Origin of the sequence: Aquabacterium sp., assembly GCF_004297345.1 — a bacterium.
Classification (GTDB): domain Bacteria; phylum Pseudomonadota; class Gammaproteobacteria; order Burkholderiales; family Burkholderiaceae_C; genus Aquabacterium.
Window position 1 is genome coordinate 1 of sequence record NZ_SCTN01000188.1, and the last position, 20,517, is coordinate 20,517.

Sequence of the window (20,517 nt, forward strand, 5' to 3'; positions counted from 1 at the left end):
CGACCGACGCCATTTCGAGCATGGTGTGGATCGGCACGTAGTCCTCGATTTTCTGGAAACCGGCCCAAAAAGGCACGGCCCAGATCAGCGCCAGGCCCACGGTCATGACAGCGACCAGGGTGAGGGCTCGACGCATGGCAAGCCGATGGCTGTGATGCAACATCACACCGCTCCTTCGTGTTTGTGTCGTGACGTCAGGGCACCTGGACCACACACCAATACAACAACAGAACGAACAACCACCGAAGTGGCGTGCCGAGACGGTATCGGATCATTGTGTCACGCCGAATGCGCAAGCACCACAGTTGTGCATCCACAGCCCATCCACGTGGAAACCACAATGGACCAAGCGAAGCTCACTCCAGTATCGAAGCGAGACGAGGCAAGGCTTGCAAGGCGTTTCGGGTGGTTTGAGCCTGGGTTTGCGCAAGACTCCACCCCCGCAAATCGGACAGCGTCTGCGCCATGCGCGGCAGCTCGCCAGGCTCGTTCCGGCTTCGCGCGCCCTGTACCCGTGCCTGAAAGGTTTGATACAGCCAGTGTGGAGGGATGTCAGGCGCGTCAGTCTCCAGCACGATGGCGTCATCTGGCAGGGTGGCCGCCAGGCGGCGAATCTGCAGGGCGCGATCAAATGTCATGGCCCCACCAAACCCAAGCTTGAAGCCCAGATCCAGAAATGCCTGAGCCTGCTGCTCGCTGCCATTGAAAGCGTGCGCAATCCCTCCTGCCACCGGGCGCCCGGCATCACGCAAGCGCCGCAGGTGTTTGAGCAAGCCATCGGCACTGCGACGCACATGCAGGATCACGGGCAAACCGGCCGCCACGGCCAACTCCAATTGCGCCACATACAGGCGCTCTTGCAGGGCCTTGCTGGCCTCGTCTTGCAACTCAGGCACGAAATGATCCAGCCCGATTTCGCCAACGGCCACCAACCGAGGATCGGTTTGCCATTTTTGCAAGGCGTCGGCCAGCGCCTGCAAAGCAGCCTGCTCCGGTTCATGGCGAACATACAGCGGGTGAATGCCCAGGGCATAAGCGCCCTTGCATTGCAAAGCCGCCTCACGGCTGGTGTGGAAGGTGGCAGACGAGACGGCCGGCACCACCATCAGCCCGACACCGGCCTGCTGAGCCCGCGCGATCACCTCGACGCGGTCAGCATCAAACTCGGGCGCATCCAGATGACAGTGCGTGTCGATCCACATGCCCTGCCCTCTATGGATGATCAGTCCGCGAATCGCCCGTTGACCAGGCGATGGCGTTGCGCACAGCGTTCGGCCAAAGCCGAATCGTGCGTAACCATGATGACGGCCGTGCCCTGATCAGCTGCCAGTTGCAGCATCAGGTCAAACACGATGTCAGCCGTATTGCGGTCGAGGTTGCCTGTTGGCTCGTCGGCCAGGATGCAAGCGGGTTGGGTGACCAGGGCGCGCGCCACGGCCACACGCTGGCGCTCACCGCCCGACAACTCGGACGGGCGATGCTCGACCCGATTGAGCAAGCCGACCCGATCCAGCCAGCCACGCGCCTGCTCGCGCGCCTGCTCTTGCGGCATGCGGCGAATCATCAAAGGCATGGCCACGTTGTCCAGCGCCGTGAACTCGGGCAGCAGGTGATGGAACTGGTAGATGAAGCCCAGATGCTGATTGCGCCAGGCGCCTTGCTCTGCCGCGTTCATCGCGCTCAGATCCTTGCCCATCAGACGAACACGGCCACTGGTGGGCGAGTCCAGCCCGCCCAGCAGATGCAGCATCGTGCTTTTACCCGAGCCCGAAGCGCCCACGATGGCCACGGTCTCACCACGCGTCACGCGCAGGTCCACCCCCTGCAGGATGCTCACATCCAGCGGGCCTTCGTGGAACCGCTTCACCAGCCCTTGGGCTTCCAGAATCAAGGCGTCAGTCATGCCGATCAGATGTGGAGCAACCACACAAGGATGTTCTTGGCGATGAAGCCGATCATGCCAAAGCCCAGCACCAGAAACAGCATGAAGGTGCCGAACTTGCCTGCCTTGGACTCTCGCGCCAACTGAAAGATGATGAAGAACATGTAGAGGATGAAGCCGCCCACACCGACGGTCAGCCCCAATTGAGCAATCTGCTCTTCGTTAAGACCAAACATATCAAACCGTTTCCCTGCCTGTTTCGCGAACCACCAGATCGCGGTACGCATGCCAGGTGGCATGGCCCAGAACAGGTATCACCAGAATCAAACCAAACATCATGGTGCACAGCCCCAACAGGCTCAGCGACATCACGATCGCCGCCCAGGTGCTCATGCAAATCGGGTTGGCCATCACCGCACGCCAACTGGTCAGCACCGCACGGGGCACGCTCACCTGGCGGTCCACCAGCAATGGAATAGCCACGACGCTGGACGCAAAGACCGGCGCGGCCATCACGCCGCCAACAAGCAGCCAGATCTCGAAAAAGCCAGGGTTGGGCGACATCACCACACGCAACAGAAAATCGGTTGGCGTGGTCACCGCAGGCTTGACGCCCAATGTGATCAGCGCGGCAGAGGTCATCACCCAACCGGTGCCCAGCGCCGTCAGCAAGATGCCGAACTTGACCAATCGACGATCCATGGACGACCACACGGCCCACACAGCCTCGAAGCCCGCGGGTTCGTTGCGCAACAGGGCGCGGCTGACGGCATACAGCCCGGTAGACAAGATGGGCGCCACCATCAGGAAGCCCGACATGGCACCGGCCAGGATCCAGAAACGATCCCAGGCCAGCATGAGCAACAGGCCACCGAATGCGCCCATGAGCACACCGTGAACCAGCCCCACCAAGGGCGCGTCCATGAAGTCACTCCACCCCCGGGCCAACCAGATGAAAGTACGCAAGGAGTGCACCTTGCGAACACGCAGCGGACGGTCTTGAGCAGGCAGGATGTCACTCATATCGCAAGGCCTCGGCAGGTTGAACACGGCTGGCGCGCCAGCTGGGGTACAGCGTGGCAGCCAGGGACAGCACCAGTGAAATCAGCCCGATGGGGATGATGTCACCCCACTGCGGATCGGATGGCATCTTCGAGATCAGGTAGATGCTGCCAGGCAGAAAGCTCACGCCCAGCAAGTGCTCGATGAAGGGCACGATGACATCGAGGTTGAAGGCCACCAGCAGGCCCAGCCCCAGGCCGCCCAAAGTGCCCAGCACGCCCGACATGGCACCCTGCACCATGAAGATCCCCATGATGGAACGCGGGCTGGCGCCCAGGGTGCGCAAGATCGCGATGTCAGCCCGCTTGTCCGTCACGGTCATCACGAGTGTGGACACCAGATTGAAAGCCGCCACGGCCACGATCAGCGTCAGGATGATGAACATCATGCGCTTTTCCACCTGAACGGCATCAAACCAGGCGCGGTTGGTGTGCGTCCAGTCGCGCACGACCACATCGGCGCCCAATGATTCAGCCAGCTCGTTGCCCACACGGCGCGCCAGTTGCGAATCCTTGAGCTTGAGCTGCACGCCCGTCACGCCACCCGTGCGAAACAGCTTGGCGGCATCGTCGGCATGCATCAACACCAGGCTGCTGTCGTATTCATAGTGCCCGGCATTGAAGACGCCAACCACGGTCACCTGCTTGAGGCGCGGCACCACACCTGCCGGGGTCACCTGCCCGCTGGGTGCCACCACCGTGAGCTGATCGCCTTCACGCACGCCCAGGCTGCGCGCCATTTCGACACCGATGAGCACGCCCCAACTACCGGGCGTCAGGCGCGCGAACGTGTCTTTCAGGCTCGCGGCCAGCGGGGTCACCGCCACTTCTTCAGCCGGCACCACACCGCGCACCATGGCGCCACGCATGTCATCGCCCCGCGCGATCAGCGCCTGAGCCGGGATGAAGGGGGCCGCGCCAATCACCGCCGGGTTGCGACGAGCCTGCTCGGCCAGCACATGCCAGTCAGCCAGGGCGCCGCCACGGGCGTCATACAACTCGATGTGGGCGACCACGGACAGCATGCGGTCGCGCACTTCCTTCTGGAAGCCGTTCATCACCGACAGCACGATGATCAGCGCCGCCACACCCAGCGTGATCCCGAGGATGGACACCCCGGAAATGAAAGAAATGAAGCCGTTGCGTCGGGTCGTACGGCTGGCGCGGGTGTAACGCCACCCGATTCGCCACTCAAAAGGCAGATTCATGATGTGGGGAGTGTACCCACTTGATAATCACGCTCTGAACCAGATCAAGCCTGTTTACTGTGTCATCCACGCTCATCACCCACTGGATCGTGCCTTTTGCCTCCAGCCTGTCCGAACCTTGCCAGCAGGCCCTGCCCCGGCTGGCGGCCGAGCATGCACTGCCCCATCTGCGTCGTTTGCTGAGCCGCATGCAGGAAACAGGGCGCCTAGAAGGCGATGAATACGCCCTGTCCATGCCGCACGAACGTGTGCTGGCCCGCAGCATGGGCTGGCCAGATGCGGATGGCCTCATGCCCTGGGCCACCTGGTGGGCCGCGCAAGACGGCGTGACGCTGGATCCGCAGCAGACATGGGGCATGCTCAGCCCCGGCCACTGGCTGATGGGTCGCGACCACCTCACCTTGCTCGATCCGGCCACACTGGGCTTGAGCGAGACCGAATCCCGCACCGTGTTCGAGGCGATCCGCCCCTTGTTCGAAGAAGATGGCTGGACGCTGCTGTGGGGTTCGGCCCAACGCTGGTATGCCGCCCACCCATCACTGGCTGGCCTGCCGACCGCCTCACTGGACCGTGTCATCGGCCGTAACCCGGACCTGTGGCTGACCGATCACGCTGAAGCACGCATGGTGCGCCGCCTGCAGAGCGAAGTGCAGATGCTGCTCTACCAGCATCCCGTCAACGATGCCCGTGAGGCACAAGGCCTGGCCACGGTCAACTCCTTCTGGCTGAGCGGCTGCGGCACGCCACCTGCACGTACGCGTCAACCTGACGAAGTCATGCTGGTCAATGATCTGCGCGCGCCCATGCTGGCAGATGACATGCCCGCCTGGCTGGAGGCCTGGGCGCATCTGGATGCCACCGTGCTGAAATCCATCTGTGACGCACTGGATGCAGGTCAGCCCATCCAGCTCACGCTGTGTGGCGAGCGGCATGCAGTCACCCTGGCCCGCGTGGCGCCCGCCAGCCTGAGCGCCAGACTGTGGCAATCTGCGAAACGCCTGACATCATCCGGTGGTGGCCACGACCCCTTGGCCCTGCTCAACAGCCTGTAAGGCTTGCCTCATGAAAATCATTCCCCGCGAGGTCCCTCCCCGTGCCACCTGGACCCTGGAACAAGCTGGCGTCCACCCTCTGCTGGCCCGGCTGTTTGCATCCCGTGGCATCCGCACGGCCGAAGAGTTGGACGACAGCCCGGCCCGCCTGCTCTCGCCCGCCGATCTGAAAGGTGCGGCACAAGCTGCGCAACTGCTGGCTGATGCCATCCAGGCTGGCCAACGCATCTGCATCGTGGCCGACTATGACTGTGACGGCGCCACCGCCTGTGCCACAGGCTTGCGCGGCCTGCAGATGCTGGGCGCTACGCCGGGGCAAGTCAGCTACGTGGTCCCGGATCGTGCCGTGCACGGCTATGGCCTGACGCCCCCCATCGTGGACATGGTCCAAGCCAAGCACGCCGATGTGCTCATGACCGTGGACAACGGCATGGCCAGCCACGAGGCCGTCAAGCGTGCCCGAGACCAGGGTATCAAGGTCATCATCACCGACCACCATTTGCCCGTGGTGCTGGACGATGGCCAGGTCAGCCTGCCCGATGCCGATGTGATCGTGAATCCCAATCAGCCCGGCTGCACCTTCGCCAGCAAGGCGCTGGTCGGCGTAGGCGTGATGTTTTACGTGCTGCTGGCCCTGCGCGCCGAATTGCGCCAACGCGGCGTGTTCGATGCCAGCAACCAGCCCCGCATCGACAACCTGCTGGATCTGGTCGCCCTGGGCACCATCGCCGATGTGGGCAGGCTCGATGACAACAATCGGCGCCTGGTCGCGCAAGGCCTCAAGCGCATCCGCACCGGGCGCATGCAACCGGGCATCGCCGCGCTGTTTGCAGCCGCTGGCCGTGACCCGAAAAAGGCCACCAGCCAGGATTTCGGCTTTGCGCTGGGCCCCCGCGTGAACGCCGCCGGACGGCTGGCCGAAATGGGCCTGGGCATCGAATGCCTGAGCACCGATGACGCCACCCGCGCCGACGCCCTGGCCCGCCAGCTCGACGCCATCAACCGCGAGCGCCGAGAGCTGGAATCCGGCATGCGCGAACAGGCCGAACAACTGCTGGAAAGCCTGATGCCGGAGGACGAGCCGCCCCCAGCCGTGACCATCTACGATCCGGACTTCCATGAAGGCGTGGTCGGCATCGTGGCCTCGCGCCTGAAAGACCGCCTGCATCGCCCCACGTTCGTGTTCGCCTTGGGGCAGGACGGCATGCTCAAGGGCTCAGGCCGATCCATCCCCGGCTTCCACCTGCGTGACGCGCTGGATGTGGTCAGCAAACGCCACCCCGGCCTGCTCAAGCGTTTTGGCGGGCACGCCATGGCGGCGGGCTGCACCATTGCCGAAGAAGATGTAGACACCTTCGAGACCGAACTGGTCCGCATCGCGCAGGAAGGACTGGACCCCAGCCTGCTGCTGCGCCAGATCAGCACAGATGGCCCACTGGATGCGCAGTGGTTCACGCCTGAGGCCGTAGCCGAACTCGACAAAGCTGTCTGGGGCCCGGGTTTTGATGCGCCGGTTTTCAGCGATCAGGCGGAAGTACTGGGCCAGCGCCTTGTAGGTGAACGCCACCTCAAACTCAGCCTGCGGGTACAAGGCCAGGTGCGCGATGGCATCTGGTTCGGGCATACGGATCCGCTGCCGGCCAAAACACAACTGGCTTACCGCGTCAGCCTGGACGAGTTCCAGGGACGTCAGCGTGTTCAGATCGTGGTGGAAGCCGCCGTCGATCCCGCCTGACCCTGCGTGAGGGCCGAAGGGCTGCTCACGCAAGACTCAACGGTAGGCGTTGAGCGCCTTGGCCACGGGGGAGGCCCCCAGATTGCCGTAAGTGCTGTTTTCCTCACCCGGAAACAGCACCTTGAGCGTGCGATCAATGGTGGCATTGGCACGGTGGACCGCCACCTGCTGCGCCAACAAGCGGCTTTGCGCCAGCTTCAGACGCGAACGCAGAGCCTCGTCCAGCGGGCGCAAGCCAGCCTGCTCGGCCTTGCGAAACGCCACCAGCGACTCGGCCAGTGTGCGTTGCAACTGCTGCGATTGATGCGTGATGAGGTCGCCATCACTGGCAGCGAAAGCCTTGTCCAGCGCGGACAGACAGGCCTCGATGTCCGCCACATGGGCGCCCATCTCGGCAGACACGTCTTCCCGGCTAGGACTCAGCTGCGCCATCTTCAACCTCAGCCCTGCTTGCCTTGCAGCAGTTCCTTGGCATTGCCGATCAGCTTGTCGGCGATGACTTCGGGGTTGATCTTGTAGGTGCCGTTGTCGATGGACTCCTTGACGCTGGACACCTTGTCCGCATCAAAAGTGCCATCTGCAGCGGAAATCAAGCCAGAGGCGACAGTCGACAAAGTGACTTTCGAACTCTCGCTGACGCCGCCGGAAGACGAGGACGTCTTCCCTGTACTGGCGCCCTCGGTACGGGGGCTGACGCCGCCTACCGCTTTATCTAAAGGGTTGCCGATCTTCATGATGTACTCCTTGATCCCGGCTGAAACCGAGTGGTCACATCCGCGATATCGACGCGGGCCTGACCGACTTTAATGCCAAACACCCCAAACCCCCTAGGCAGGGGGGACGAATTGGCAAGAAACTGTTTCACAGAGACAACTCCACTTGCCGATCTCCCACCGGGTGTCCACAAACTACCCGACCGTTATCGGTGCGAATCCGGGCACATTGACCCTCATCCCCGGGGGATAGCGCCGTACCTTCTGCTGCAATCTGAAAACCCGCGCCGCGCACCGTCAGGCGAACCGGATCACCAGCAAGGAACCAACGGCGCGCCTTCACATCATCGTGATGAATGGCCTGGCCGGGTTCGATCCCGCGGATCACCGAGCGACCCAGCAGATCGGTCACCCGCATGACGGCAGGCGAGGTCTTTTCTGCCAGATCGACTTCCGCGACGCGCAGGTCGCCAGCTTCAATGGGATTGCCCGGACGCAGCGGCACGGCGGCCACCAGCGCCTGCCCCCATACCTTGACCGTCACCGGCCAGAAGACGTTCCAGCGCACAGGGCCCTGCTCACAGCGCAGGCCGACACGGGTCTTGCCCCACATCTGAACGCCCTCGGGCATATAGGTTTTGACCTTGTCGCACGGCGCCAGCTTCAGGCGAGGATCCAGTTGACCCAGGGTCACCTCAACGCGCCAGGCCTTTTTTTGCATAGCGGCATCACTGCTGTTGCCCTGAGGCAAGGCCTGCTGCTTGAGCAAGGTCTCCACCTGCGTTTGAAGGCCAGGCAAGTCCGCCGTCTGAGCATGGGCGGCAGAGGCCCCCAGCGCCGCCAGGGCACACAGCCCGGTCCACAGCAATGCGCTGAGCCCGGCCACCAGGAACTGGACAGGAGCCAATCCGATGTCGGTATGCAGGCGCGCGGTGGATTCAAAAGGCGTTTTCATGGTGACTTGACTGTACGAAGCGCGCCCTCTCTGCAAGGACAGGAAATGAAGGCTGATTCGACCGCTTATTCGGCTCATGTTTTGACGCCACCCGATCAACATCCCAGACAAGCTGCCTCGTCGTGCACCTCCCGCAGAGACCACCCGGCGATCCAGGCAGCTCGCAGTGAACAGCCCCGGAGGGCCCAGACCATGTTGAACCGATTGACCGACTCCTTGAACTTCCAGTCCGAAGCGCTTGCGCTGCGGTCGGAACGCCAGCGCCTGATCGCCAGCAACATCGCCAACGCGGACACCCCCGGCTACGTCGCTCGCGACTTTGATTTCGCGACCGCTCTGCGCCAGGCCACGGGCGAAGCCTCCACAGGCAACGCCAACTTGCAGACCCCCAAGCTGACCATGGCAGCTTCTTCGTCAGGTCACCTCAATCGCAACGGCCAGCCCGCCGGCAGCCGCGAGCAACCTGACATGAACTACGCCCTTTCCTCCCAGACCAACCTCGACAGCAACACCGTCGACATGGACCGCGAACGGGCCAACTTCGCCGACAACACCGTGCGCTACGAAGCCACGCTGCGTTTCATCAACGCGCAGGTGCGCACGCTGAACACGGCGATCACCGGTCAGTAAGGAGATCATCATGTCGATGTTCAAGATCTTCAACGTGGCAGGCAGCGCGGTCAGCGCGCAATCGCAACGCCTCAATGTGGTGGCCTCCAACCTGGCCAACGCCGATACCGTGGCCGGCCCCGATCGCGCCGCCTACAAGGCACGCCAGGTCGTGTTCACCACCACGCCGATGGGCGAAGTCGGCACCGCTGGCGTCACCGTCAGCCAGGTCACCGAAGACTCCAGCCCAGGCCGCCGCGTGCACGATCCCAAGCACCCGCAGGCCGATGCGGACGGCTATGTCACGTACAGCAACGTCAACCCCGTGGAAGAGATGGTCAACATGATCTCGGCTTCCCGGTCCTACCAGAACAACATCGAGGTCATGAACACGGCGAAGACCCTGCTCATGAAGACCCTGCAAATGGGCCAAGGCGGTTGATCACCAACCGAACACGCCAACTGACTGAACAGGACGCCGCATGACCACCGTCACCAACAACACCGCCACTTCTTCCACCTCATCCACGTCGTCGAGCACCACGTCGACAACGGGCGCGAACAGCATGACCGAAGCATCAGATCGCTTCCTCAAGCTGTTGGTGACCCAGATGCAAAACCAGGATCCGCTCAACCCGGCGGACAACTCGCAGATCACCAGCCAGATGGCCCAGATCAATACCGTGACCGGCATCGACAAGCTGAACACGACGATGACCAGCTTTAGCACCAATATGACTCAGATGCAAATGCTGCAAGGCGCCAGCCTGGTCGGCCATCAAGTCGTCATGAATGGCAACCAGCTCTTTGTTGGATCTGACGGCAAGACATCAGCTGGCTACAACCTAGCCGGGGCCGCAACCACTGTACAGATCGATATCCTGGACGCCGCCGGCAACAAACTCGACACCATCTCGCAAAGCGGCGTGGCCGCTGGAGATCAAGGGTTCCAATGGACCCCACCCTCAGGAACCAGTACTAACGGACTCACCTTCAAGGTGACCGCGACAGGGGGGAACGGCAAGGCCATTACCGCCACACCACTCATGAGTGATCTGGTCGATGCCGTCAGCGCCAGCAACGGCACATTGAACCTTGAATTGCGCAATGCAGGCACCACGGCTTACAGCAAGATCAAGTCCGTTTCCTGAATGCATCGACAGACCCTCACGCCACATTTCAACACGCCACAGCAGTAACGCCGAAAGGACATCATCATGGGTTTCCAACAAGGTCTATCCGGTCTGAACATCTCCAGCAAAAACCTGGAGGTGATCGGCAACAACGTGGCCAATGCCAACACCTACGGCGCGAAGTCCTCTCGTGCCGAGTTTGCCGATATGTATGCGGCATCCCTGGGCGGCGGCGGCAGCAACGGCATCGGCATCGGCGCGCGCGTCGCGTCAGTTGCGCAGCAGTTCACACAAGGCAACATCACCACCACATCCAACAACCTGGATTTGGCCATCAATGGCCGCGGTTTCTTTGCCTTGACCACGCCACAAGGTGAAACGGTCTACTCTCGAAATGGCCAGTTCAAGCGCGATTCAGATGGCTACATCATCAACAACGAAAAGCATCAACTGCTGGGACAGGCATTGGACGCTACGGGTGCACCGTCGGGCCCATCGGGTACGGCCATTCAACTCACCAATGACAGCTCTCCTCCGTTGAAGGCCAGCGCGATCTCGATGACAGCCAATCTGGACGCTCGCGCCAGTATCCTGGGAACGAAAGACGCCAGCGGCACGCTCACCATCACCCCCATCGATTTCACCAACGCCAAGTCCTACAACTTCGTCACCTCCCAGACGGCCTATGGCGACAACGGTGCCCCCATCGCACTGAACTACTACTTCAAAAAGATTGCAGACCCAACGGCAGGTGACGCCACTCAGACACCACCAACGCCGGGAACTGGTAGCCAATATGAGATCTACCTCAGCGCAGACGGCAACACCAATGCGGCATCGGTACAAGTTGACAGCAACGGTCTGCCTACACCAATTGGCACCTTTACCTTCAATGCGGATGGCACCGCCCCAGCGGATGCCAAATTCACCATCGCATCCATCCCCGGAGGCAAGAACGGTCAGCCCTTGACGGGTGTCTCGCTCGACCTGTCAACAGCCACCGAATACTCGGCCACCAATTCCGTGACCGACCTGAAAGGCGGCGGTTACGGCCAGGGCAATCTGTCGGACTTCGTGATCGAAACAGACGGCACGGTAACGGCGCGCTACACCAACGGCCAATCCAAGGCGATTGCCCGCGTTCAATTGGCTGACTTCAAGAACCTCAATGGACTGGAGCCGGTGGGTGGCAACGAATGGAAAGCCACGGCGACGTCAGGCGACCCACTGCCCCTGGGCGCGCCTGGCAGTGGCGTGTATGGCCTGCTGCAATCAGGCGCACTGGAAGAATCCAATGTGGACCTGACAGGCGAGCTGGTCAACATGATCGTGGCCCAACGTGCTTACCAAGCCAACGCCCAGACCATCAAGGCAGAAGACCAGGTCCAGCAGACCCTGGTGAACCTGCGTTGATGAGCGGCGCGACTGACAGACATCAGGAGTAAGACATGGACCGCATGATCTACCTGAGCATGGCTGGCGCCAAAATGAACATGCAGCGTCAGGACGTGCTGTCCAACAACCTGGCCAACGTCAGCACCACTGGCTTTCGAGCAGAGATGGAAGCTGTGCGCGCCGTGCCTGTGCGAGGCGATGGCGCCAGCACACGCGTCTACTCGCTGGAAACCACGGTGGGCTACGACGACAGCGCCGGCCCCATCACCTTCACGGGTCGTTCGCTGGATGTCGCCGCGCAAGGCAAGACCTGGATGGCCGTGCAGGCACTCGATGGCACCGAGGCCTACACCCGTTCCGGCTCGTTTGCCGTCAACTCGGAGGGCACGCTGGTCACGCACAGCGGCCTGCCCGTCATGGGCGATGGCGGCCCGATCACCATTCCGGCTGGGGCTGAACCCAGCATCGCGCCAGACGGTACCGTCAGCGCCAAGGCACTCAATGGCAAGACCACAGGTGTCGGCAAGCTCAAGCTGGTCACACCTCAGGACAAGTTGATCCGCGGCGAAGACGGTCTGTTCCGTTCGTCAGACGGCGGCGAACTGCCCGTGGATGCCACCGCCCGCGTGCAAGACGGCTCTCTGGAAGGCTCCAACGTGAACCCCATCGAGACCATGGTGTCGATGATCGCGGCGTCCCGCCAGTTCGAGCAACAAATGAAGATGATGCAGACCGCCGAGTCTGACGAGAAGGCCGCAGCCCAGTTGCTGTCCGGCGGCTGATCACTGAATTGATTCGAGACGGCGCGCAGCGCCAAGGAGTACCGCCATGATGCGTTCACTGTGGGTATCGAAATCCGGCATGGAAGCCCAGCAAACCCAGCTGGATCACATTTCCCAGAACCTGGCCAACAGCGGCACCAACGGCTACAAGCAATCGCATGCGGTGTTCGAGGACCTGATGTACCAGAACCTGCGTCAAAGCGGTGCCAACAGCTCGGAGCAAACGCAGTTGCCAACTGGCCTGCAAGTGGGCCTGGGCGTGCGCGCCGTGGCCACCTCACGCCAGTTCACGCAAGGCACTCTCACCCAGACCTCCAACAACCTGGATCTGGCCGTTCAAGGCAAGGGCTTCTTCCAGATCACCATGCCTGATGGCACCACCGGCTACACCCGTGATGGCGCCTTCCAGATGGACGCGCAAGGTCAACTGGTGACCAACAACGGCTACCTGGTTCAGCCCGGCATCACCGTACCGGCCAATGCCACCAACCTGACCATCGGTCAGGACGGCACGGTCACGGCGACGATCCCAGGCCAGGTGGCGCCTCAGAACCTCGGGCAGATTCAATTGGCCTCGTTCGTGAATCCGGCCGGCCTTGAGCCCAAGGGGCAGAACCTGTTTGCAGAGACATCCGCTTCGGGTGCGCCTCAGACCGGTGCACCCACGGTACAAGGCATGGGCACTCTGTCTCAAGGTTTTGTCGAGTCGTCCAACGTGAACGTGGTGCAAGAACTGGTCACCATGATCCAGACGCAACGCGCCTACGAACTGAACTCCAAGGCGATCCAGACCTCAGATCAGATGCTGCAAAAGCTCGGCCAGATGTGATGCAAAGGCTGCACCAGATGTTGCGTAGATACCTGTCCCTCGTCTGCCTGCCGGCGCTGCTGGCCGGCTGCGTCACCACGGCACCCAAGGTGGACGTGGCTGAGCCCACGCAGGCACGTCCATCTGCAGCCGCATACGCCCCCATCAACAACGGTGCGATCTTCCAGGCTGGTGGCTACCGTCCGCTGTACGAGACGCATCGCGCCCGCATGGTCGGCGACATCATCACCGTCAACATCAGCGAAGCGGTTTCGGCCAAACAGGAAACCACCAGCTCGATCGAGAAAAAGGGCAGCGTCAGCAGCAACATCACGGCCGTCCCAATGGTCAGGCTGGATCAGCTCGCCAAACTGGGCGCAGCCGGCTCTTCAGACAACAAGTTTGACGGCTCCGGCAGCACCGCCGCCACAGGCAATTTCACCGGCACCATCACGGCCACTGTGATCGAGGTCTTGCCCAACGGGCACCTGATCGTGGCGGGTGAAAAGCAGATCGGCGTGGCCAAGAACGTGGACGTGCTGCGTTTCTCTGGCCAGGTCGATCCGGCCAGCATCCAGCCTGGCAACACGGTCTTGTCCAGTCAGATCGCCAACGTGCGCATCGAGCACATGGGCAGGGGCGCGCAGCAGGATGCGCAGGGAATAGGCTGGCTTGCCCGCTTCTTTTTGAGCATTACGCCGTTCTAAAGATCTGGAGAATGAAGCCGAACCCCTCAAGGATTTCGGCCTCATGGACATCTCGGATCGCCTCCTCAAACTGCTGATCGGCCTGACCTTTCTGGCAGCCTCCGCGGCACTGTGGTGGCCGGTGGATGCCAAGGCCGTGCGCCTCAAGGAAATCGCCGCCGTTCAAGGCGTGCGCGCCAACCAGTTGATGGGCTACGGCCTGGTCGTGGGCCTGGATGGCACTGGCGACCAGACCACGCAATCGCCCTTCACCGCGCAGAGCCTCAACGCCATGCTGCAGCAGATGGGCATCACGGTGCCCGCTGGGGTGAGCATGCAGGTCAAGAACGTGGCCGCCGTGATGGTGACCGCTTCCCTGCCCCCCTTCGCACAACCCGGCCAGGCCATGGACGTGACCGTCTCGTCGCTGGGCAATGCCAAATCGCTGCGCGGCGGCACGCTGATCGCCACACCGCTCAAGGGCGCTGACGGCCAGATCTATGGCATGGCGCAAGGCAATGTGGTCATCGTCGGGGCCGGTGCCACGGCTGGTGGCGCCAAGGTTCAGATCAACCAGCTCAACGCAGGCCGCATCCCCTCGGGTGCCACGGTCGAACGCAGCGTGCCCACGCCCTGGACGCAAAGCAGCACCATCCAGTACGACCTGCAATCTGACGACTTCAATACCGCCCGCGAAGTGGCCAACGCCATCAACAAGAGCAAGGGCAATGGCACGGCAGAAGCCATCAACGGACGCACGGTCAACGTCAACTTGCCCACGCAACCGGGCGAACGCGTGGCCTTCATGGCTGATCTGGAAAATCTGAACATCGACAAGGCCAAGCCAGCGGCACGTGTGGTGATCAATTCGCGTACCGGTTCTGTGGTGCTCAACGAGGCTGTGACCATTGGCCCCTGTGCCGTGGCGCACGGCAACCTGTCGGTCACGATCAGTTCGACGCCGGTCATCAGTCAGCCCAGCCCGATGTCGCAAGGCCAGACTGTCTCCGCAGAAAAGAACGACATCCGCATCAACCAGGAACCTGGTCTGCTGATCCAGCTGCCCAATGGCACCAAACTCACTGACGTCGTCAAGGCCTTGAATGCCCTTGGCGCCAACCCGCAGGACCTGCTGGCCATCCTGCAGGCTATGAAGGCGGCCGGCGCACTCCAAGCTGAGCTGGAGGTGATCTGATGAGCCTGAACCCTTCTTCCAACAACCGCCCCACCAACGGGCTGACGCTGGACCTGCGTTCCCTGGACAGCCTCAAGGCCACGTCCGGCAAGGACGCCAAGGCCGGCATCAAAGACACGGCCAAACAACTCGAAGGCCTGTTCATGCAGGAGCTGGTCAAGAGCATGCGCTCAACCACCATGAACAGCGGCATGATGGACAACTCGGCCACCGAGATGGGCACCAACATGCTTGACACGCAATTGGCCAACCAGATGACCGGCCTGCCCGGCGGATTGAGCGACCTGATCACCAAGCAGTTGGAGCGCCAGTTGGGCGTCGCGGGCAAGGATGCCAAGGCGAGCCCGCTCAAAGGGCTGGGCGACATGAGCATGAGCCGCATGAGCGACTACCAGACTGACAGCACGACCGGCAGCACCTCATCCACCGGCACTGCGGACGCGGCGAAGGACGACAAACACCTGAGCGCATCTGAAAAATTCGTCCGCAAGCACGCGTCGGCCGCACAAGCAGCAGAACAGGCCACCGGCATCCCCGCCTCCAACATCCTGGGACAGGCGGCATTGGAATCCGGCTGGGGCAAGCACGAGATCCGCATGAAGGATGGCACGCCAAGCCACAACCTGTTTGGCATCAAAGCCACGTCCAACTGGACGGGCAAGGTCGCCGAGGTCACCACCACCGAATACATCGGCGGCGTGGCGCGCAAAGTCACCGCCAAATTCCGTGCGTATGACTCTTACGAAGAAGCTTTCAAGGACCACGCCAAACTGCTCAGTCAGAGCCCACGATACAGTCAAACTGTCGCTCAAGCTGACACGGCGAAAGGCTTTGCAAAAGGTTTGCAAAAGGCTGGCTACGCCACGGATCCCGCCTATGCCGACAAGCTGACCAAAGTGATCAACACCACCTTGCGTCTGCAAAAGACCGTCACCTGACGGCCTGACAGGAGTACACCATGGGCGCAGGCATCTTTTCTATTGGCAAGTCGGCCATGTCGGCGACGCAGGCCATGCTGGACACGGTCTCGCACAACATCAGTAATGTCAACACACCAGGCTATTCACGCCAGGAAGTTGAACTGTCTACTGAATCGGGCATGTTCACTGGCGCCGGCTTCTACGGGCGTGGCGTCAAGGTGGTCACAGTTAACCGCGACACCAATGACTTCCTGGTCAAAGAGCTCAATGTCAACACTGCCCAATCCTCCGCAGATCAGACCCGATTGGACAAGCTCAAGCAACTGGAAAGTGTGCTGCCTACCGGCACAAATGGGCTTGGCTACGCCGCCAATCAGGTACTCAATGCCTTCGTTGACGTAGCCAACCAACCCCAGGACGTATCGGCACGACAAGTCGTCCTAGCCAGAGCACAAGACTGGACGAGCCGCATGAACACGGCTGGCAAGCAGATGAGCGACCTGCAAGCTGGTGTGTTGTCTGACATGGGGACCACCGTCGCACAGATCAACTCCCTGACGTCCCAGATTGCTGCAGTCAACCAGAACATCGCCAAGTTCACCGGCTCAGGGCAGGCGCCCAACGACTTGCTTGATCAGCGCGATCAATTGATCAAGCAACTCAACGGACAAGTACAGGTCAACACTGTTGCTGCAGATGACGGCACGACCAGTGTATTCATGGCTGGCGGCCAGTTGCTGGTGCTGAGCAACCAGGCGCAAACCTTGTCTGTTGTCAGAGACGCCACCGACAACACGCTGGGCCGTGTGGCCCTGCAAACCAATGGCACCAACCGCGTTCTGGACAGCTCGCAAATCACCGGCGGCGCCTTGTATGGACTACAGCAATTTCAAGACAACGATCTGGCGCAAACCAAGGCCCAACTCAACACCTTTTGCGCCAATTTTGCAGATGCACTCAATGCGCAACAAGCGCTGGGAGCGGATCTGAACGGTACGCTGCAGACAAGCTTTGACTCGGCGGGCAACCCAGTGAGCAACCCGATGTTCACGAATACGGGCGATGCGGCTTCCGTCACTCTGGCACTGGCATCGCCCAAAGGACTGGCGGCAGCCTCCCCCTTGTCTGCAACGGCAGCCGTGACGAACCAAGGCACAGCCACAATTGATTCGTTGGTCATGGCTCGCGCCCTCCCCACGACCAATGCGTTGGATGCGGCAACGTCACTGCCCACGACCACATCGCCGCTGACCGTGGTCTTTGAGACGGATCCCAGCGATTCGACAAAACTGATCTACCGATTCACCGACAGCACAGGTGCCCCCTATAAGGACACCACGCCACCACGAAGCTGGACGGCTGGATCGCCGATCAATGATCAAGACCCTAACAGCACGCCTGCAGCAGCCTTGTTCAATCTGAGCATCAAGGGCGTACCGAAGGCGGGAGACAGTATTCAGATCTCCCGAACCAACTACCCGGCCGCCAACAATGGCAACGCCATGGCCATGATGGGTCTGCGGGACAAGGCCATTGTCTCTTTAGATGGCACATCCAACACAACCGTGACGGATGCCTACTCGCAGATGATTGGCAACCTGGGCGTGATGGTCCAGGGCGGACAGACCGCTGCGGACATCTCAAAGACCTTGACCACAAACGCCCAACAGACACTTGCCAGCACGGCCGGCGTCAACCTGGACGAAGAGGCGGCCAAGCTCATTCAGTACCAACAAAGCTATCAGGCGGCAGCCAAGGTACTGCAGATCGCTCAATCGTTGTTCGCCACATTGCTGCAAACTGCCCAGCAATAAGGAGACTGATCATGCGTATTGCCACCGCTTATGCGTTCTCGCAAACGATCAACAACCTGCAGGATCGCCAGCAAAATCTGGCCACGTCCCAACAGCAACTGACATCGGGAAAACGAGTCAACTACGCCAGCGACGACCCTACTGCCGCCGCCCGCGCAGAGCGCGCGTTAGCCCAAATCTCGAGAACAGAAGCCAATCAGCGAACCCTGGATGCCAGTCGCAATGTCATGAACATTGCGGAAACGTCGCTTGGCACAGCCACCGACTTGCTACAAAGTGCACGAGAAAGCATGGTCGCCGCCGGCAATGGCAGCTACTCAGACAGCGACCGTCAAGCCCTGGTCGCCAAGCTCAAGGACATTCGCAATCAACTGCTGACAGTAGCCAATACTTCGGATGGCGGCGGAGGTTATGTATTCGGTGGACAAGGCTCATCGTCCCCACCGTTTGTGGACACGACTGCCGGCGTGGTATTCCAAGGGCAATCCGGTGAATCGCTGGCGTCGCAGGATGATCACCTGAACCTGACGGTAGACGGCCAGCAAGTCTGGCTGCGAGGCAAGTCAGGAAACGGTGTATTCAATACGGCGCAAGGCACAAACGCCATCTCAAATCAAGCAAATAGTGGCACCGGCTGGATCAGCTCAGGTACGGTCGCGACGCCCAGTCAATTGCCCTACCCTGCAAATCCCTCCCCAACCTACTCTTTGGCGTTCCACGTCGCAGGCAGCACGACCACCTATGACGTACTGGAAGATGGCAACGCCATTGCGACAGGACAGCCCTACACCAGTGGACAACAAATCGCCATACCTGGCAAAGGTATGGCCGTAGCCGTGGCCGGCGCCCCCGCCGATGGAGACTCGTTCAACATCACCGGCGCGCAAAACAACCTCAACATCTTCACCAGCCTGGACAAGACCATTGCAGCGCTACAAGCCACAAATCAGAAAGGTGGCGCTGTACAACAGGCGGTCAATACGGGCATGACAGAAGTCGATGCCGCCATGAGCAGCATCCAGGGTGCGCGCGCCGCTGTGGGGGAGCAACTCAATCGCATGGATGGCATCCAAACCCGCAATGACTCGCTCAAACTGGCCGCCCAAACAGAAAAGTCCAATGCAGAAGATCTGGACATGGTCGCGGCCGTTTCCAGCTTCCAGAACCAACAAACCGGCTATCAGGCTGCACTTCAAAGCTATGCCTCGGTGCAGAAACTGTCATTGTTCCAGTACATCAACGGATAACGTCAAGGGTAAAGGCAGGCTCCCCTCATGGATCACCCCATTCTCAGTCAGACCGCGTTGGCCTACTGCCCGGTCATCGATCGCAATCGCAGCGTCATTGCCACGCGCCTGTCGGTCTTCCCACTCAATCCCAACGCACAGCTCGACCCGCGCTCCTTGCTGGACGCGTTGGCCGAAGCGTGGCCCACAGGCGGCCCGCAACTGTGGCTCAACGTGGCCAACGAAGCCCTGCTGCGCGATCTGATCGTGGCCCAACCCGGCACGCACATCGTGGTGGAAGTCCCCGCCTTCATGGCTTGTGACGCCGTCAATGCGGATCCACTGTGCACGCTGCACGCCAACGGCAGCACCATGCTGCTCAAAGGCCGCCCATTGCAGGAGTTGTCGCGCGAGGTGCTGGCCTGCTTCAAGTACGCCATCGTGGACTTCGAAGAAGACCGCCGCGTTGATCAGACAACTGGCGGTGCAGGCGTAGCGCCTGAAGGCGTCCCCCGTCACATTGGTCATGTGTCGGCTGGCATCAGCAATGTGCCGGACATGGAAACCAGCTTCCGCCTGGGCGCATCAGCCGTATTGGGCTGGCCCATCGACGACGTCATCAAGGCCGGCAACAAGCCCGCCGATCAGCCCGCCCTGCAGGTCATCGTCATGCTGATCGATCAGGTCCACAAGCAAGACGACATCGAAGACCTCGAAGCCACGCTCAAGCGCGATCCGCCTCTGGCTTACAAGCTGATGCGCTACATCAACTCGCCGGCTTTTGGCCTGTCGGTGGAGATCAGCTCGTTCCGTCACGCCATCATGATCCTGGGCTACCAGCGCCTCAAGCGTTGGCTGGCCCTCCTGCTGGCCACCGCCAGCAAGGACCCGAACATGAAGCCGGTCATGTATGCGGCCGTTCGCCGTGGGCTGCTGATGGAAGAGCTCGCACGGATCAGCGGCGACGACGAGATGCGCAACGAGCTGTTCATCTGCGGCGTGTTCTCGCTGCTCGATCGCATGTTCCAGTTGCCTTTCAACGAGCTGCTCAAGACGATCCCGGTACCTGAGCGGGTCTACCAGGCACTGGCCGACAACACCGGCCCGTACGAGCCGTATTTCCGTCTGGTGCAAGCGATCGAGGGCAGCAGTGTCTATGACATCAAAGATGCCGCCGAAGCACTGATGATGAGTTTTGGAGACATCAACTCCGCCATCATCAAGGCCATGGCCAACGCATCGCAACTGGACTGAAACCCAGATGAAAGCCCGGGGATTTGCATAGTGTGAACTTGTTCACATGCGCCTCCCCCTCGGTTGCGGGTTAACCCTTTGCGAACTCA

The 20,517-nt window shown here is 61.2% G+C and carries 22 protein-coding genes; 14 read left to right on the plus strand and 8 right to left on the minus strand.

Translation table 11 applies throughout. The annotated features are described in order from the left end of the window. Positions 1-356: 356 nt before the first annotated feature. From EPO09_RS06400 to EPO09_RS06420, 5 genes are read right to left on the minus strand one after another with little or no spacing between them, the layout of a single operon-like run. Positions 357-1,202: a TatD family hydrolase gene (locus EPO09_RS06400; protein ID WP_290641329.1), complete on the minus strand. Its 846-nt coding sequence runs from the start codon at positions 1,200-1,202 to the stop codon at positions 357-359. Positions 1,203-1,222: 20 nt separating this feature from the next. Then, positions 1,223-1,903, minus strand: a complete 681-nt coding sequence (gene lolD, locus EPO09_RS06405) for a lipoprotein-releasing ABC transporter ATP-binding protein LolD (RefSeq protein ID WP_290641331.1) — start codon at positions 1,901-1,903, stop codon at positions 1,223-1,225. A 5-nt stretch (positions 1,904-1,908) separates the two neighbouring features. Next, positions 1,909-2,118, minus strand: coding sequence for a DUF2788 domain-containing protein (locus EPO09_RS06410; RefSeq protein WP_290641333.1), 210 nt, complete (start codon positions 2,116-2,118; stop codon positions 1,909-1,911). Between the two features lies 1 nt (position 2,119). Further along, complete coding sequence (locus EPO09_RS06415; RefSeq protein WP_290641335.1) at positions 2,120-2,905, minus strand: DUF2189 domain-containing protein; 786 nt, start codon at positions 2,903-2,905, stop codon at positions 2,120-2,122. Then, entirely contained in the window at positions 2,898-4,151 is a 1,254-nt protein-coding gene (locus tag EPO09_RS06420; protein ID WP_290641337.1) for a lipoprotein-releasing ABC transporter permease subunit, read from the minus strand. Before EPO09_RS06420 ends, EPO09_RS06415 begins: the two co-directional genes overlap by 8 nt. A 59-nt stretch (positions 4,152-4,210) precedes the next feature. Here EPO09_RS06420 and EPO09_RS06425 point away from each other — a divergent pair, with 59 nt between their 5' ends. Together EPO09_RS06425 and recJ are read left to right on the plus strand one after the other, a co-directional pair. Continuing rightward, positions 4,211-5,203 (plus strand): hypothetical protein, encoded by a 993-nt coding sequence (locus EPO09_RS06425; RefSeq protein WP_290641339.1) that lies wholly within the window; start codon positions 4,211-4,213, stop codon positions 5,201-5,203. A gap of 10 nt (positions 5,204-5,213) precedes the next feature. After that, a complete protein-coding gene (recJ, locus tag EPO09_RS06430) occupies positions 5,214-6,938 on the plus strand; it encodes a single-stranded-DNA-specific exonuclease RecJ (protein ID WP_290641341.1) in 1,725 nt (574 codons plus the stop codon). Positions 6,939-6,974: 36 nt separating this feature from the next. Here the strand turns inward: recJ and EPO09_RS06435 are convergent, their stop codons facing one another. The 3 genes from EPO09_RS06435 to flgA all read right to left on the minus strand — a co-directional run bounded on the left by EPO09_RS06435 (position 6,975) and on the right by flgA (position 8,606). Beyond that, positions 6,975-7,370 (minus strand): hypothetical protein, encoded by a 396-nt coding sequence (locus EPO09_RS06435; protein WP_290641343.1) that lies wholly within the window; start codon positions 7,368-7,370, stop codon positions 6,975-6,977. A gap of 8 nt (positions 7,371-7,378) precedes the next feature. Further along, a complete protein-coding gene (flgM, locus tag EPO09_RS06440; protein WP_290641345.1) occupies positions 7,379-7,672 on the minus strand; it encodes a flagellar biosynthesis anti-sigma factor FlgM in 294 nt (97 codons plus the stop codon). 127 nt (positions 7,673-7,799) lie between these two features. Beyond that, the gene (gene flgA, locus EPO09_RS06445) at positions 7,800-8,606 is read right to left on the minus strand and encodes a flagellar basal body P-ring formation chaperone FlgA (RefSeq protein WP_290641346.1); all 807 of its coding nucleotides are present in this window, start codon (positions 8,604-8,606) and stop codon (positions 7,800-7,802) included. Between the two features lie 192 nt (positions 8,607-8,798). Here flgA and flgB point away from each other — a divergent pair, with 192 nt between their 5' ends. The 12 genes from flgB (at position 8,799) to EPO09_RS06505 (ending at position 20,428) form a co-directional block, all read left to right on the plus strand. Next, the gene (gene flgB, locus EPO09_RS06450) at positions 8,799-9,236 is read left to right on the plus strand and encodes a flagellar basal body rod protein FlgB (RefSeq protein WP_290641349.1); all 438 of its coding nucleotides are present in this window, start codon (positions 8,799-8,801) and stop codon (positions 9,234-9,236) included. Between the two features lie 10 nt (positions 9,237-9,246). Continuing rightward, complete coding sequence (gene flgC / locus EPO09_RS06455; RefSeq protein WP_290641351.1) at positions 9,247-9,657, plus strand: flagellar basal body rod protein FlgC; 411 nt, start codon at positions 9,247-9,249, stop codon at positions 9,655-9,657. A 40-nt stretch (positions 9,658-9,697) separates the two neighbouring features. Further along, the gene (locus tag EPO09_RS06460; protein WP_290641353.1) at positions 9,698-10,366 is read left to right on the plus strand and encodes a flagellar hook capping FlgD N-terminal domain-containing protein; all 669 of its coding nucleotides are present in this window, start codon (positions 9,698-9,700) and stop codon (positions 10,364-10,366) included. A 66-nt stretch (positions 10,367-10,432) separates the two neighbouring features. Further along, positions 10,433-11,761 (plus strand): flagellar hook protein FlgE, encoded by a 1,329-nt coding sequence (flgE, locus tag EPO09_RS06465; protein ID WP_290641355.1) that lies wholly within the window; start codon positions 10,433-10,435, stop codon positions 11,759-11,761. Positions 11,762-11,796: 35 nt separating this feature from the next. Further along, positions 11,797-12,525 (plus strand): flagellar basal-body rod protein FlgF, encoded by a 729-nt coding sequence (gene flgF / locus EPO09_RS06470; protein WP_290641357.1) that lies wholly within the window; start codon positions 11,797-11,799, stop codon positions 12,523-12,525. Between the two features lie 46 nt (positions 12,526-12,571). Then, positions 12,572-13,354 carry a flagellar basal-body rod protein FlgG gene (flgG, locus tag EPO09_RS06475; RefSeq protein WP_290641359.1) on the plus strand — a complete coding sequence of 261 codons (783 nt, stop codon included), beginning with the start codon at positions 12,572-12,574 and terminating at the stop codon, positions 13,352-13,354. A 17-nt stretch (positions 13,355-13,371) separates the two neighbouring features. Then, entirely contained in the window at positions 13,372-14,040 is a 669-nt protein-coding gene (locus EPO09_RS06480; protein WP_290641361.1) for a flagellar basal body L-ring protein FlgH, read from the plus strand. A gap of 43 nt (positions 14,041-14,083) precedes the next feature. Then, complete coding sequence (locus tag EPO09_RS06485; protein ID WP_290641363.1) at positions 14,084-15,214, plus strand: flagellar basal body P-ring protein FlgI; 1,131 nt, start codon at positions 14,084-14,086, stop codon at positions 15,212-15,214. Beyond that, positions 15,214-16,152: a flagellar assembly peptidoglycan hydrolase FlgJ gene (flgJ, locus tag EPO09_RS06490; protein ID WP_290641365.1), complete on the plus strand. Its 939-nt coding sequence runs from the start codon at positions 15,214-15,216 to the stop codon at positions 16,150-16,152. Before EPO09_RS06485 ends, flgJ begins: the two co-directional genes overlap by 1 nt. 20 nt (positions 16,153-16,172) lie before the next feature. Continuing rightward, positions 16,173-17,948, plus strand: coding sequence for a flagellar hook-associated protein FlgK (gene flgK, locus EPO09_RS06495; RefSeq protein WP_290641367.1), 1,776 nt, complete (start codon positions 16,173-16,175; stop codon positions 17,946-17,948). An 11-nt stretch (positions 17,949-17,959) separates the two neighbouring features. Beyond that, on the plus strand, positions 17,960-19,195 hold the full coding sequence (gene flgL / locus EPO09_RS06500; protein WP_290641369.1) for a flagellar hook-associated protein FlgL: 1,236 nt from the start codon (positions 17,960-17,962) through the stop codon (positions 19,193-19,195). Between the two features lie 27 nt (positions 19,196-19,222). Continuing rightward, on the plus strand, positions 19,223-20,428 hold the full coding sequence (locus EPO09_RS06505) for an EAL and HDOD domain-containing protein (protein WP_290641371.1): 1,206 nt from the start codon (positions 19,223-19,225) through the stop codon (positions 20,426-20,428). Positions 20,429-20,517 lie beyond the last annotated feature (89 nt).